General features: G+C 70.3%; 11 protein-coding genes. All 11 read right to left on the bottom strand.

The window, feature by feature from the left end:
* Positions 1 to 85: 85 nt before the first annotated feature.
* On the bottom strand, positions 86 to 763 hold the full coding sequence (locus AQI95_RS27315) for an arsenate reductase/protein-tyrosine-phosphatase family protein (protein ID WP_067129259.1): 678 nt from the start codon (positions 761 to 763) through the stop codon (positions 86 to 88).
* Positions 760 to 1,407 carry an L-threonylcarbamoyladenylate synthase gene (locus AQI95_RS27310; RefSeq protein WP_067129256.1) on the bottom strand — a complete coding sequence of 216 codons (648 nt, stop codon included), beginning with the start codon at positions 1,405 to 1,407 and terminating at the stop codon, positions 760 to 762. Before AQI95_RS27310 ends, AQI95_RS27315 begins: the two co-directional genes overlap by 4 nt.
* A gap of 52 nt (positions 1,408 to 1,459) precedes the next feature.
* Positions 1,460 to 2,305 carry a peptide chain release factor N(5)-glutamine methyltransferase gene (prmC, locus tag AQI95_RS27305; RefSeq protein WP_067129253.1) on the bottom strand — a complete coding sequence of 282 codons (846 nt, stop codon included), beginning with the start codon at positions 2,303 to 2,305 and terminating at the stop codon, positions 1,460 to 1,462.
* A 51-nt stretch (positions 2,306 to 2,356) separates the two neighbouring features.
* A complete protein-coding gene (prfA, locus tag AQI95_RS27300) occupies positions 2,357 to 3,430 on the bottom strand; it encodes a peptide chain release factor 1 (protein ID WP_067129250.1) in 1,074 nt (357 codons plus the stop codon).
* A 105-nt stretch (positions 3,431 to 3,535) separates the two neighbouring features.
* Positions 3,536 to 3,760, bottom strand: coding sequence for a 50S ribosomal protein L31 (gene rpmE / locus AQI95_RS27295; protein WP_014675000.1), 225 nt, complete (start codon positions 3,758 to 3,760; stop codon positions 3,536 to 3,538).
* Between the two features lie 151 nt (positions 3,761 to 3,911).
* The gene (locus AQI95_RS27290) at positions 3,912 to 5,045 is read right to left on the bottom strand and encodes an LCP family protein (RefSeq protein ID WP_067129246.1); all 1,134 of its coding nucleotides are present in this window, start codon (positions 5,043 to 5,045) and stop codon (positions 3,912 to 3,914) included.
* A 432-nt stretch (positions 5,046 to 5,477) separates the two neighbouring features.
* Entirely contained in the window at positions 5,478 to 7,463 is a 1,986-nt protein-coding gene (gene rho / locus AQI95_RS27285) for a transcription termination factor Rho (RefSeq protein ID WP_067129243.1), read from the bottom strand.
* A gap of 403 nt (positions 7,464 to 7,866) precedes the next feature.
* Complete coding sequence (gene thrB / locus AQI95_RS27280) at positions 7,867 to 8,784, bottom strand: homoserine kinase (RefSeq protein ID WP_067129240.1); 918 nt, start codon at positions 8,782 to 8,784, stop codon at positions 7,867 to 7,869.
* A gap of 248 nt (positions 8,785 to 9,032) precedes the next feature.
* A complete protein-coding gene (gene thrC, locus AQI95_RS27275) occupies positions 9,033 to 10,091 on the bottom strand; it encodes a threonine synthase (protein ID WP_067129237.1) in 1,059 nt (352 codons plus the stop codon).
* A 6-nt stretch (positions 10,092 to 10,097) separates the two neighbouring features.
* The gene (locus tag AQI95_RS27270; RefSeq protein ID WP_067129234.1) at positions 10,098 to 11,390 is read right to left on the bottom strand and encodes a homoserine dehydrogenase; all 1,293 of its coding nucleotides are present in this window, start codon (positions 11,388 to 11,390) and stop codon (positions 10,098 to 10,100) included.
* 155 nt (positions 11,391 to 11,545) lie between these two features.
* On the bottom strand, positions 11,546 to 12,937 hold the full coding sequence (lysA, locus tag AQI95_RS27265; protein WP_067129231.1) for a diaminopimelate decarboxylase: 1,392 nt from the start codon (positions 12,935 to 12,937) through the stop codon (positions 11,546 to 11,548).
* Positions 12,938 to 12,945 lie beyond the last annotated feature (8 nt).

Raw genomic sequence — 12,945 nt, 5'->3', positions numbered from 1 at the left:
CGGGCTCCGGGGCGGTCGACGGTGACGTATCCCCAATGTAGGCCTGGGACACCCGGGACGCCCGGTGTCGGCGTCCAGCCGTCGCCTACGCCCGCGCCGCGACCCCCGTCAGCGCCGTCACGACAGGATCCAGCGCCTGATGTATCTCGTCCCCGACGGACCGGAAGAACGGCAGCGGCGCCCCGTACGGGTCGTAGACCTCGTCGGCCTCCGCCGTCGGCGCGAGCAGCCAGCCGCGCAGCGCCGCCGCCGCGCGGACCAGGGCGCGGGCGCGCATGACCACCCCGTCCTCCAGGGGCGGGAGCGTGGCGGGGTCTATCGCGCGGACCAGCCGGGTGAACTCCTTCAGGGTGAAGGTGCGCAGGCCCGCCGAGTGGCCCATGGAGATGACCTGGGCGCGATGGTCGCGGGTCGCGGTGAGGACCAGGTCGGCCCTGATGACGTGCTCGTCCAAAAGCTCCCGGCCGGTGAAGCCGGCGGTGTCCGCGCCGAACTCGGCCAGCACGGTCTCCGCGTTGGCCTCCATCGGCGCGCCCTCGTGGCCCCAGGTGCCCGCGCTCTCCACGATCAGCCCGCCGCCGAGTACGCCGAGCCGCTCCGTCACGAAATGGCGGGTCAGCCGCTCGGTGATGGGCGAGCGGCACACGTTGCCGGTACTGACGTGGAGGATGCGGAAGGTGTCGCGCGGAAGACCGAACGTCGTCGTCTGCTCCGCGAGACGCTCACCGATGCCTATGCCACGCCCCGCTGCGGGGGCCGTCAATTCGCCACCTCGAGGTCGGGTACGACCTTGCGCAGCTCCTCCGGCGACAGCGCGCCCTCGCGCAGCAGCACCGGCACCCGGCCGGTGACGTCGACGATGGAGGACGGGACGTTGCCCGGGGTCGGGCCGCCGTCGAGGTAGACGGAGACGGAGTCGCCGAGCATCTCCTGCGCGGCGTCGCAGTTCTCCGGTGCCGGGTGGCCGGTGAGGTTGGCGGAGGAGACGGCCATCGGGCCGACCTCGGTGAGCAGCTCGATCGCGACCGGGTGCAGCGGCATGCGGACGGCCACCGTGCCGCGGGTGTCGCCGAGGTCCCACTGCAGGGACGGCTGGTGCTTGGCGACCAGCGTGAGGGCGCCCGGCCAGAAGGCGTCGACCAGCTCCCAGGCCAGCTCGGAGAAGTCCGTGACGAGGCCGTGCAGCGTGTTCGGGGAGCCGATGAGGACAGGGGTGGGCATGTTGCGGCCCCGGCCCTTGGCGTCGAGCAGGTCGGCGACGGCCTCGGAGGAGAACGCGTCGGCGCCGATGCCGTAGACCGTGTCGGTCGGCAGCACCACCAGCTCGCCCCGGCGGACGGCGGACGCGGCCTCGCGCAGACCCGTCGCGCGGTCGGTCGCGTCGTTGGTGTCGTATCGCCGTGCCATCTTTAGCGGGCCTCCTCGTACACGTACTGCGGGATGAAAGTCTGCGGGGCGGTCACGGCAGCGCCTTGCGGGCGGTCGCGAACCGGGGGCGGTTGTTGAGGTCGGGGTGGTCGGCCGCGTCGGCCCAGCCCCGCTCCTCGGTGAAGATCCACGGCACCTGTCCGCCCTGGGTGTCGGCGTGCTCGATCACGACGACCCCGCCGGGGCGCAGGAGACGGTGTGCGGTGCGTTCCAGGCCGCGGATGAGGTCCAGGCCGTCCTCTCCGGAGAACAGGGCCATTTCCGGGTCGTAGTCGCGGGCCTCGGGGGCGACGTACTCCCACTCCGTCAGCGGGATGTACGGAGGGTTGGAGATGACGAGGTCGACCTGGCCGTCCAGGTCGCGGAAGGCGGTGAGGGCGTCGCCCTGGCGCAGGTCGACCCTGGAGCCCGCCACGTTCTTGCGGGTCCACACCAGGGCCTCCTCGGACAGCTCCACGGCGTGCACGCGCGAGCGCGGGACCTCCTGGGCGAGGGCGAGCGCGATGGCGCCGGAGCCGCTGCACAGGTCGACGATGCACGGCTCGACGACGTCCATCGCGCGCACGGCGTCTATGGCCCAGCCGACCACGGACTCGGTCTCCGGCCGGGGCACGAAGACACCCGGCCCGACCTGCAGCTCCAGGTACCGGAAGTAGGCCCGGCCGGTGATGTGCTGCAGCGGCTCGCGCTGTTCGCGCCGGCCGACGACCTCCCAGTACCGGGCGTCGAAGTCCGAGTCCTTCACGGAGTGCAGTGCACCTCGCTTCACGCCGTGCACGAACGCGGCCAGCTCCTCCGCGTCGTTGCGCGGCGAGGGCACGCCGGCGTCGGCCAGCCGCTGAGTGGCCTGGGCCACCTCCGCGAGCAGCAGATTCACGCGAGTCCTCCGTGTCGTGCGCGTACGTGCGGGCGTACGTGCATACGTGTCTTACGCGGCCGCGAGCTTCGCCGCCGAGTCGGCGTCGACGCAGGCCTGGATGACCGCGTCGAGGTCGCCGTCCAGGACCTGGTCCAGGTTGTACGACTTGAAGCCGACGCGGTGGTCGGAGATGCGGTTCTCGGGGAAGTTGTAGGTGCGGATCTTCTCGGAGCGGTCGACCGTGCGGACCTGGCTGCGGCGGGCGTCGGCAGCCTCCCGCTCGGCCTCCTCCTGCGCGGCGGCGAGCAGCCTGGAGCGCAGGATACGCAGAGCCTGCTCCTTGTTCTGCAGCTGGCTCTTCTCGTTCTGGCAGGAGGCGACGACCCCGGTCGGCAGGTGCGTGATGCGCACCGCGGAGTCGGTCGTGTTGACCGACTGGCCGCCCGGACCGGAGGACCGGTAGACGTCGATGCGGAGGTCGTTGGCGTTGATCTCGACGTCGACCTCCTCGGCCTCGGGGGTGACGAGGACACCGGCCGCGCTCGTGTGGATACGGCCCTGGGACTCCGTCGCCGGCACACGCTGCACGCGGTGCACCCCGCCCTCGTACTTCAGGCGGGCCCACACGCCCTGGCCGGGCTCCGGGGACTGGCCGCCCTTGGTCTTCACGGCGACCTGGACGTCCTTGTAGCCGCCCAGCTCGGACTCGGTGGCGTCGATGATCTCGGTCTTCCAGCCGAGGCGCTCGGCGTAGCGCAGATACATGCGCAGCAGGTCGCCGGCGAAGAGGGCCGACTCGTCGCCGCCCGCGCCCGCCTTGATCTCCAGGATGACGTCCTTGTCGTCACTCGGGTCGCGCGGGACCAGCAGCAGGCGCAAGCGCTCGGTCAGCTCCTCGCGCTGCTTGTCCAGCTCCTTGACCTCGGCTGCGAAGTCGGGGTCGTCGGCGGCAAGCTCACGAGCGGTCTCCATGTCGTCGCCGGCCTGCTTCCAGGAGCGGTACGTGGCGACGATCGGGGTCAGCTCGGCGTAGCGCTTGTTGAGCTTGCGCGCGTTCGCCTGGTCGGCGTGGACCGACGGATCGGCGAGCTTCTTCTCCAGATCGGCATGCTCGACGACGAGTTCATCGACGGCCTCGAACATCTTGGGCTCCTGTACTGCGGGTGAAGGGCTGGCGGGCGACCAAAAACGCCGGTCCCGGGCACACCCCCACGAGGGTGTGGCCGTGGACCGGCGAAATGGGGCTCGCTACTTCTTGGAGCCGGCGGCAGCCTTGCCGAAGCGGGCCTCGAAGCGGGCCACACGGCCACCGGTGTCGAGGATCTTCTGCTTGCCCGTGTAGAACGGGTGGCACTCGGAGCAGACCTCGGCCCGGATGGTGCCGGACTCGATGGTGCTGCGGGTGGTGAACGACGCGCCACAGGTGCAGCTGACCTGCGTCTCGACGTACGCGGGGTGGATGTCGCGCTTCAAGGTGTCTCCTAGGTTCGGGAGGGCGCCGGGTCGCTGACGCGGGGTGCGTGAGCGTGAACCGGAGCCGACGTACCAGTCTGCCAGGACTGGGGCCATCCTCCCAAACCGGGGGTGCGGATGTTCTATTCCCGAGGGTGGGTGAGGGCGGCCCTCAGCCGCTCACCACGCCCTTGGCCTCGCCGGTGGCCGTGCCCTGCGTCGCCGACCTCGGGATGGGCCTGTCGTTCTTCAGGGCGTCCCAGACCAGCTGGGCCTTGGACTTCTCCAGGAGGACCCGGTTGGGGTTGGCCGGGTCGTACTGGACCGGCATCGTGACCATGGTCATGTGCTTGGAGCTGATGCCCTTCAGGCCGTCCGTGAAGTCGATCAGGGAGTTGACCGAGCCGAGTTCGGAGTCGGTCGTGACGGTCTTGGTGGCGGTGTCGGCGAGGTCGTACAGCTTCTTGGGGCTGGTGAAGACGCCGACGTGCTTGACCTGGTCGATCAGCGCCTTGACGAAGGCCTGCTGGAGCTGGATGCGGCCCAGGTCGGAACCGTCGCCGACACCGTGCCGGGTGCGGACCAGGCCGAGGGCCTGCTTCCCGTCGAGGTTGTGGGTGCCGGCCCGGAGGTTCAGATGGCTCTGCGGGTCGGCGATGGCCTTGGTCGTGGTGACCTGGACCCCGCCGAGGTCGTCGATGAGCTTCTGGAAGCCCTCGAAGTCGACCTCCAGGTAGTGGTCCATACGGATACCGGTGATCGACTCCACGGTCTTGACCGCGCAGGCCGCGCCGCCGGTGCCGTAGGACTCGTTGAACATCGCTCCGGACTGGGCGGGGTGGGTGGTGCCCTTGGTGTCGGTGCAGGCCGGGCGGTCGATCAGGGTGTCCCGCGGGATGGAGACCACGCTGGCCTTCTTGTGGCCCTCGTAGACGTGGACGATCATCGCCGTGTCGGAGCGGGCGCTGCCGTCGTCGACACCGCCGCCGAGGTTCTTGTTCGAGCCGGAGCGGCTGTCCGAGCCGAGGACCAGGATGTTCTGGGAGCCGTTGTCGATCTTCGTGGGCCGGTCGTTGCCGAGGGCCTGGTCGATGTCGACGCTCTTGATGTTGCCGTTGAGCTTGAAGTACACGTATCCGACGCCGGCACCGCCCAGGACGACCACGCCCGCGACGGTCCAGGCCGTCATGCGCAGAGCCTTGCGGCCCTTGCTGGGAGCCTTGCGGCGGCGGCCCTTGCCACGCTGGCGGGGGCCGGACTCGCCCGGCTCGGGTATGACGGGCTCCGGCGTGCTCTGGGCGGACACATCGCTCCTAGGTCTCGTCGGTCGATTACCCCCTGCTTTCAGGGTCAGGCGCGGTCAGTACCGCTCCATCGTCGCTCCGCATGGTCAGACGGAGAAACTCGGGAAAGAGTTGCACAACGCAGCGTGCCCACCGCGTACGGCGATGGGCACTGTGTGTAGTCGCCCGAATCGGGCACGCCTCGCTCACCTGCGGTTTCAGCCCCGCATGCCGTACGCCTGAAAGCCGGTGCCGGCCGAGATCCTTGTGGCAAAGATCTCGCTTGTGGCCTTTCCGGCGGCTTGTGCACGTACCCGGCGCGCACGCGTCCAGGCAAAAGCCCGCCCCCCGTCACATGTGGACGAGGGGCGGGCTCATGCGCCTGGAGGCGCGAGGACTGCGCGATCAGCCGCGACGAACCCGCGGCCGAGCGAACACGGTCACCTCAACGAGGCTCAGTCGCCGTTGCCGGGAGTGGGCGTCGTCTTCTGAATCTGCATCAGGAACTCGACGTTCGACTTCGTCTGCTTCATCTTGTCGAGCAGCAGCTCGATCGCCTGCTGCTGGTCGAGCGCGTGCAGCACCCGACGCAGCTTCCAGACGACGGCGAGCTCCTCGTTGCCGAGCAGGATCTCTTCCTTGCGGGTGCCGGACGCGTCGACGTCCACCGCCGGGAAGATGCGCTTGTCGGCGAGCTTCCGGTCGAGCTTGAGCTCCATGTTGCCGGTGCCCTTGAACTCCTCGAAGATCACCTCGTCCATGCGGGACCCGGTGTCGACGAGGGCCGTCGCCAGGATGGTCAGCGAACCGCCGTCCTCGATGTTGCGCGCCGCGCCGAAGAACCGCTTCGGCGGGTACAGCGCGGTCGAGTCGACACCACCGGACAGGATGCGGCCGGAGGCCGGCGCCGCCAGGTTGTAGGCGCGGCCCAGACGCGTGATGGAGTCGAGCAGCACGACCACGTCGTGGCCCAGCTCCACCAGACGCTTGGCGCGCTCGATGGCCAGCTCGGCGACCGTGGTGTGGTCCTCGGCCGGGCGGTCGAAGGTCGAGGAGATGACCTCGCCCTTGACCGACCGCTGCATGTCGGTGACCTCTTCCGGACGCTCGTCGACGAGGACGACCATCAGGTGGCACTCGGGGTTGTTGTGCGTGATCGCGTTGGCGATCGCCTGCATGATCATGGTCTTACCGGTCTTCGGCGGGGCCACGATCAGACCGCGCTGGCCCTTACCGATCGGCGAGACCAGGTCGATGATGCGGGTGGTGAGCACGCCCGGGTCCGTCTCCAGGCGGAGGCGGTCCTGCGGGTAGAGCGGGGTCAGCTTGTTGAACTCCGGGCGGCCACGGCCGTGTTCGGGGGCCATGCCGTTGACGGAGTCGAGACGGACGAGGGCGTTGAACTTCTCGCGGCGCTCGCCCTCCTTCGGCTGGCGGACCGCACCGGTGACGTGGTCGCCCTTGCGCAGGCCGTTCTTGCGGACCTGGGCGAGGGAGACGTACACGTCGTTCGGGCCCGGCAGGTAGCCGGAGGTCCGGATGAAGGCGTAGTTGTCGAGGATGTCCAGGATGCCCGCGACGGGGATCAGGACGTCGTCCTCGGCGAGCTGCGGCTCGGCACCCATCTCGTCACGACCGCGACGGCCACGGCGGTCGCGGTAGCGGCCGCGACGGCCACGGCGGCCGCCCTCGAAGTCGTCGTCGTCCTGCGGACCGGCGTTGCGGTCCTGACGGCCGCCGCCCTGCTGCTGGCCCTGCTGCTGGCGCTGGCCGCCCTGGCCCTGCTGCTCGTCGCCCTTGCCCCGGCGGTCCCGGTCGCGGTCCCGGCCGCGCTCGCGGCGGTCGCGGCGGCCACGGCCCTCGCCGTCACCGGCGTCGCCCTTGGCGGCCTCGCCCTGCGACTGCTGGGCGGGCGACTCGGTCTTGGCCTCGGCGGCGACGGTCTCGGCGCCGTTCGCGGCGGGGCTGCCCGCCTCGGCGGTGGCGCGGCGGCGACGGCGCTCGGTCGAGGCGTCGTCGGAGGCCGGCTGGCCGGGAATCTCGATCTGCTGCTGGGCCACGGCCTTCTCGGCGGGAGCCTCGGCCTTCTTCTCGCCGTCGACGGCGGCCTCACCCGTACGAGCCTTGGAGGTGGCGCGGCGCTTGGGCTTGGTCTCGGCGGCCGGCTCCGCCTTGGGGGCTGCTCCCCCGGCGGGGGCACCCCCACCGGCGGCCTGCGCCTCCTTGATGACCTCGATCAGCTGGCTCTTGCGCATCCGCGCGGTGCCCCTGATGCCGAGGCCCGAGGCGACCTGCTGCAGCTCGGCCAGCACCATGCCCTCGAGGCCGGTACCACGGCGCCGCCGGGAGCCGGCACCGGTGGCAGGCGCGGAGGCGTCCGTGGCGGGCGCGGCAGCGGTCTCCTCGACACGTGCGCCCATCAGATCGGTGGTGTCGCTCACGAAGGGTCCTTCCCTGGAGCGGACGTCGGCCTGTCTGGCTCGGCGACCGGTTGTGCTGTCCGACTACGGTCCTGTCTTCCGTGAACCGTGCCGGGGCGGTGGTCCGCCAAAGCGGCGGAAGAAATGTGCGGTGATGGCGCTTCCGCGAGCCGTGGCACCGAGTGTCACTTGGCGTGGTAGCACCGATTCCGAAGCGTGCCCGGCGGCCCGCTCAATGTCCGCATACGACGTACTGCCCAGGTACGGCGCACGGAACACGGAGTGGCGTGGGAGGCTCCCGGAAGAATGTCTGTCCCGGACTGGGACACGAGGCACCTCGCCATGGTGGGGTCGGGTGCAGACTTGAGGTTAACACTACCGGATCCAACAAACATTCCCCCTCTCGAAATCCGGCAACCGAGTGTCAGGTCGCAAGCGGCAGCACGCTCGCTCCCTGGCCGTCGAGGTCCAGCCGGTTCGCAGCCCAGCCCGTACCCGCGAGATGGGCGACCTTGTCGGCGCTGTCGGCGTCGGCCAGCGCCATGACGGTGGGTCCCGCGCCCGAGATGACGGCCGGGATGCCGTCGGCGCGCAGCCGCTCCACCAGTGCGGCGCTCTCCGGCATGGCCGGGGCGCGGTACTCCTGGTGGAGGCGGTCCTCGGTGGCGGGCAGCAGCAACTCGGGGCGCCGTGTGAGGGCCTCGACGAGCAGGGCGGCACGGCCCGCGTTGACGGCGGCGTCGACGTGCGGCACGGTGCGCGGCAGCAGGCCGCGCGCGGTCTCGGTCAGGACCGGCTTTCCGGGCACGAAAACCACCGGAACGATGGAATCATTCGGCTCCATCCTGATCGCCCGGGCGGCGCCGGACTCCATCCAGGACAGGGTGAAACCGCCGAGCAGACACGCGGCGACATTGTCCGGGTGCCCCTCGATCTCCGTGGCCAGTTCCAGCAGCGCCGCGTCGTCCAGACGGGCTTCGCCGCCTATGGTCACCGCGCGGGCGGCGACGATGCCGGCGCAGATGGCGGCGGAGGAGGAACCGAGGCCCCGGCCGTGCGGAATGCGGTTGGCGCAGACGATTTCCAGGCCGCGGGGCTGTCCGCCCAGGAGATCGAAGGCAGTGCGCAGGGAGCGGACGAGGAGGTGAGACTCGTCACGCGGGAGGGTCTCGCTGCCCTCCCCCGCGATGTCGATGTGCAGCCCGGAGTCGGCCACCCGGACGACCACGTCGTCGTAGAGCCCCAGCGCGAGGCCTAGGGCGTCGAAGCCCGGGCCGAGATTGGCGCTGGTGGCGGGAACGCGCACCCGGACGGCGGCGGCGCGGAACGCTGGACCGGCCATCGCTCGTTGACTCTCCTTGAGCTGCGGGACTGTCGAAGACATTCGATGACATTCGATACGTACGTGAAGACCCTCGGGCCGCGCAGACGGCGCGGTGTCACCCATATGCGTAGGCATATGCAACGGGCGGGTTCAGTACAGCCTATCGAAGGAAGGTTCTGTGGCGACATAGGGCGCACAGGAGGCGCACGATGCGTGTCGCAAGCCCCCTGTGCACCCTGTCAGGGAAAAGCCCGGGTGCCGAGCGCTCAGGCGAGGCCGAGGCGCTCGGCCGCGGTGGCCGCGTCGACGGGGACGGTGACCGGCTGCGGGGCGCCGGCGACGGCCCAGTCGGGGTCCTTCAGACCGTTGCCGGTGACCGTGCACACGATCCTCTGGCCCGGGTCGACCTTGCCCTGCTCGGCGGCCTTCAGCAGACCGGCCACGGAGGCGGCGGAGGCGGGCTCCACGAAGACGCCCTCCTGCGCGGCCAACAGGCGGTAGGCGCGCAGGATTTCACGGTCCGTCACCTCGTCGATGGCACCGCCCGACTCGTCGCGCGCGGCGAGCGCGTACTCCCAGGAGGCGGGGTTGCCGATACGGATGGCGGTGGCGATGGTCGAGGGGTCCTTGACGACCTCGCCCCGCACGATCGGGGCACTGCCGGAGGCCTGGAAGCCCCACATCCTGGGGGTCTTGGAGGCGACGCCGTCGGCGGCGTACTCCTTGTAGCCCTTCCAGTAGGCGGTGATGTTGCCGGCGTTGCCGACCGGGAGGACGTGGATGTCGGGCGCGTCGCCGAGCATGTCCACGATCTCGAACGCGGCCGTCTTCTGGCCCTCGATACGCGCGGGATTGACCGAATTGACCAGCGCCACCGGGTAGTTCTCGCTCAGTGCGCGCGCGAGGGTGAGGCAGTCGTCGAAGTTGCCGTCGACCTGGAGGATCTTCGCGCCGTGCACGAGCGCCTGGCCCATCTTGCCCAGGGCGATCTTGCCCTGCGGCACGAGCACGGCGGACACCATGCCGGCGCGCACGGCGTAGGCCGCGGCGGAGGCGGAGGTGTTGCCGGTGGAGGCGCAGATGACGGCCTTCGCGCCCTCCTCCTTGGCCTTGGAGATGGCCATGGTCATGCCCCGGTCCTTGAAGGATCCGGTGGGGTTGGCCCCCTCCACCTTCAGATGGACCTCGCAGCCCGTGCGCTCGGAGAGCACCTGCGCGGGCACGAGGGGCGTACCGCCCTCGCGAAGCGTCACGACCGGCGTGGTGTCGGATACCGGCAGCCGGTCCCGGTACTCCTCGATGATTCCGCGCCACTGGTGAGTCATTGCTGGTTACTCTCCTTCAACCCGCATGATGCTGGCGACACCCCGCACGGTGTCGAGCTTGCGCAGCGCCTCGACGGTCCCGGACAGGGAGGCGTCGGACGCGCGGTGGGTGACGACGACGAGGGAGGCCTCGCCGTCCTTGCCCTGCTGGCGCACCGTATCGATCGACACTCCGTGCTCTGCGAACACGGTCGCGACCTGGGCGAGAACACCCGGTTTGTCCGCGACGTCGAGGCTGATGTGGTAGCGCGTGACGACCTCGCCCATGGGCGAGACGGGCAGGGCGGCGTACGCCGACTCACCGGGCCCCGTTGCGCCGTTGAGTCGGTTGCGGCACACGGCGACGAGGTCGCCGAGCACGGCGGAGGCGGTGGGGGCACCGCCGGCGCCGGGGCCGTAGAACATGAGCTGCCCGGCCGCGTCGGACTCCACGAAGACGGCGTTGTACGCGCCGCGCACGGAGGCGAGCGGGTGGGTCAGCGGAATCATGGCGGGGTGCACGCGCGCGGTGACCGACGCGCCGTCCTTCGAGCGCTCGCAGATGGCGAGGAGCTTGATGGTGCAGCCCATCTCCTTGGCCGAGCGGAAGTCGGCGGCGGTGACCTCGGTCATGCCCTCGCGGTAGACGTCGTCGAGGCGCGCGCGCGTGTGGAAGGCGATCCCGGCGAGGATGGCGGCCTTGGCGGCGGCGTCGAACCCTTCGACGTCCGCGGTCGGGTCGGCCTCGGCGTACCCGAGGGCGGTGGCCTCGTCGAGCGCCTCCTGGTACCCGGCGCCCGTGGAGTCCATCTTGTCGAGGATGAAGTTGGTCGTCCCGTTGACGATCCCCAGCACCCGGTTGACCTTGTCCCCGGCGAGGGACTCGCGCAGCGGGCGGATCAGCGGGATGGCACCGGCGACGGCGGCCTCGTAGTAGAGGTCCCTGCCGTGCTCCTCGGCGGCGGCATGCAGGGCCGCCCCGTCCTGGGCGAGCAGCGCCTTGTTCGCGGAGACGACGGAGGCCCCGTGCTCGAAGGCGGCGGTGATGAGGGAACGGGCGGGCTCGATCCCCCCGATGACCTCCACCACCACGTCGATGTCCCCGCGTTTGACGAGCGCGGTGGCGTCGGTGGTGACGAGGGCGGGATCGATGCCCTCACGCACCTTGCTCGGACGTCGTACGGCGACGCCGGCCAGCTCCACCGGGGCACCGATCCGCTGGGCGAGGTCGTCGGCGTGCGTCGTCATGATGCGCGCCACCTCTGAGCCGACCACTCCACAGCCCAGCAGCGCCACCTTCAGCGGACGCGTACGCATCATCCGACCTCGTTTCCTCATACCGTCTACGGTTGGACCAGTCTCACTCACCGGACGGGAGTTTCTACCCTTCGTCCGGATCGTGAGACATGTATTTCATTTGTACGGGACCGAAAGACGCAGATCTTCCAGCCCCTTCCAGCCCCGCCTGTCGGCGGTCAGCCGACGTCGAGACGGAGGAGGTCCTCCTCCGTCTCGCGCCGGACGATCACCCGGGCCTCGCCGTCGTGCACGGCGACGACCGGCGGACGCAGCGCGTGGTTGTAGTTGCTGGCCATGGACCGGCAGTACGCGCCCGTGGCCGGTACGGCGATCAGGTCGCCCGGCGCCAGGTCCGCGGGCAGGAACGCGTCCTTGACCACGATGTCCCCGCTCTCGCAGTGCTTGCCGACGACACGCGCGAGCATCGGCTGCGCGTCGCTGGTCCGGGAGACGAGGGCGACGCTGTATTCGGCGTCGTACAACGCGGTCCGGATGTTGTCGGACATGCCGCCGTCGACGGAGACGTAGGTGCGCAGCCCCTCCAGCGGCTTGACGGTGCCGACCTCGTAGAGCGTGAAGGCGGTCGGCCCGACGATGGCGCGGCCCGGCTCGACGGAGATCCGCGGCGTCCGCAGCCGGGCACCCTCGCACTCCCGCGTGACGATCTCGGTGAGCGCCTTCGCGATCTCGTGCGGCTCCCGCGGATCGTCGTCACCTGTGTACGCGATCCCGAGCCCGCCCCCGAGGTCGATCTCCGGCAGCTCGACCCCGTGCTCGTCCCTGATGTCCTTGAGCAGCCCGACGACCCGGTGCGCGGCGACCTCGAAGCCGGACATGTCGAAGATCTGCGACCCGATGTGCGAGTGGATCCCGATCAGCTCCAGCCCGTCGAGCTGAAGCGCCCTGCGCACGGCCTCGGCGGCCTGCCCCCCGGCGAGCGGAATCCCGAACTTCTGGTCCTCATGAGCGGTGGCGATGAACTCGTGCGTATGAGCCTCCACGCCGACGGTGATCCGGATCTGGACCTTCTGCCGCTTGCCCAGGGACCGCGCGACATGGGCGACCCGCACGATCTCCTGGAAGGAGTCGAGCACGATCCGCCCGACACCGGCCTCCACGGCCCGGGTGATCTCCTCGGTGGACTTGTTGTTGCCGTGGAAGGCGATGCGCTCGGCGGGCATCCCGGCGAGGAGGGCGGTGGCCAGCTCCCCACCGGAGCACACGTCCAGATTGAGCCCCTCCTCGTGGAGCCACCGCACGACGGCCCGGGACAGGAACGCCTTGCCGGCGTAGAACACATCGGCACCGGCTCCGAAGGCGGTGCGCCAGGCACGCGCCCGGGCCCGGAAGTCGGCTTCGTCGAGGATGTACGCGGGGGTGCCGAACTCCTCGGCCAGCCGCTTCACGTCGACACCGCCGACGGTGACGACGCCGTCGGCGTCGCGACCGACGGTCTGGGCCCAGACCTTCTGGTCGAGGGCGTTGAGGTCGGCGGGCGGCGCGGCGTAGTGCCCCTCGGACAGGACGTCGGCGTGACGGGGCCCGGCAGGGTGGGCGGAACGACTCATGACGGTGG

The sequence above is a fragment of the Streptomyces yokosukanensis genome (genome assembly GCF_001514035.1).
In the GTDB taxonomy this organism is placed as follows: domain Bacteria; phylum Actinomycetota; class Actinomycetes; order Streptomycetales; family Streptomycetaceae; genus Streptomyces; species Streptomyces yokosukanensis.
Note: the sequence above shows the minus strand (reverse complement) of the source record. Positions and strands in the feature narration are given on the sequence as shown.

Excerpts from the sequence above, each read along its gene's own strand:
- thrC (WP_067129237.1), bottom strand. The coding sequence starts at position 10,091 with ATGACTCACCAGTGGCGCGGAATCATCGAGGAGTACCGGGACCGGCTG.
- lysA (WP_067129231.1), bottom strand. The coding sequence starts at position 12,937 with ATGAGTCGTTCCGCCCACCCTGCCGGGCCCCGTCACGCCGACGTCCTG.
- thrB (WP_067129240.1), bottom strand. The coding sequence starts at position 8,784 with ATGGCCGGTCCAGCGTTCCGCGCCGCCGCCGTCCGGGTGCGCGTTCCC.
- AQI95_RS27270 (WP_067129234.1), bottom strand. The coding sequence starts at position 11,390 with ATGATGCGTACGCGTCCGCTGAAGGTGGCGCTGCTGGGCTGTGGAGTG.
- AQI95_RS27310 (WP_067129256.1), bottom strand. The coding sequence starts at position 1,407 with ATGGCACGGCGATACGACACCAACGACGCGACCGACCGCGCGACGGGT.
- prfA (WP_067129250.1), bottom strand. The coding sequence starts at position 3,430 with ATGTTCGAGGCCGTCGATGAACTCGTCGTCGAGCATGCCGATCTGGAG.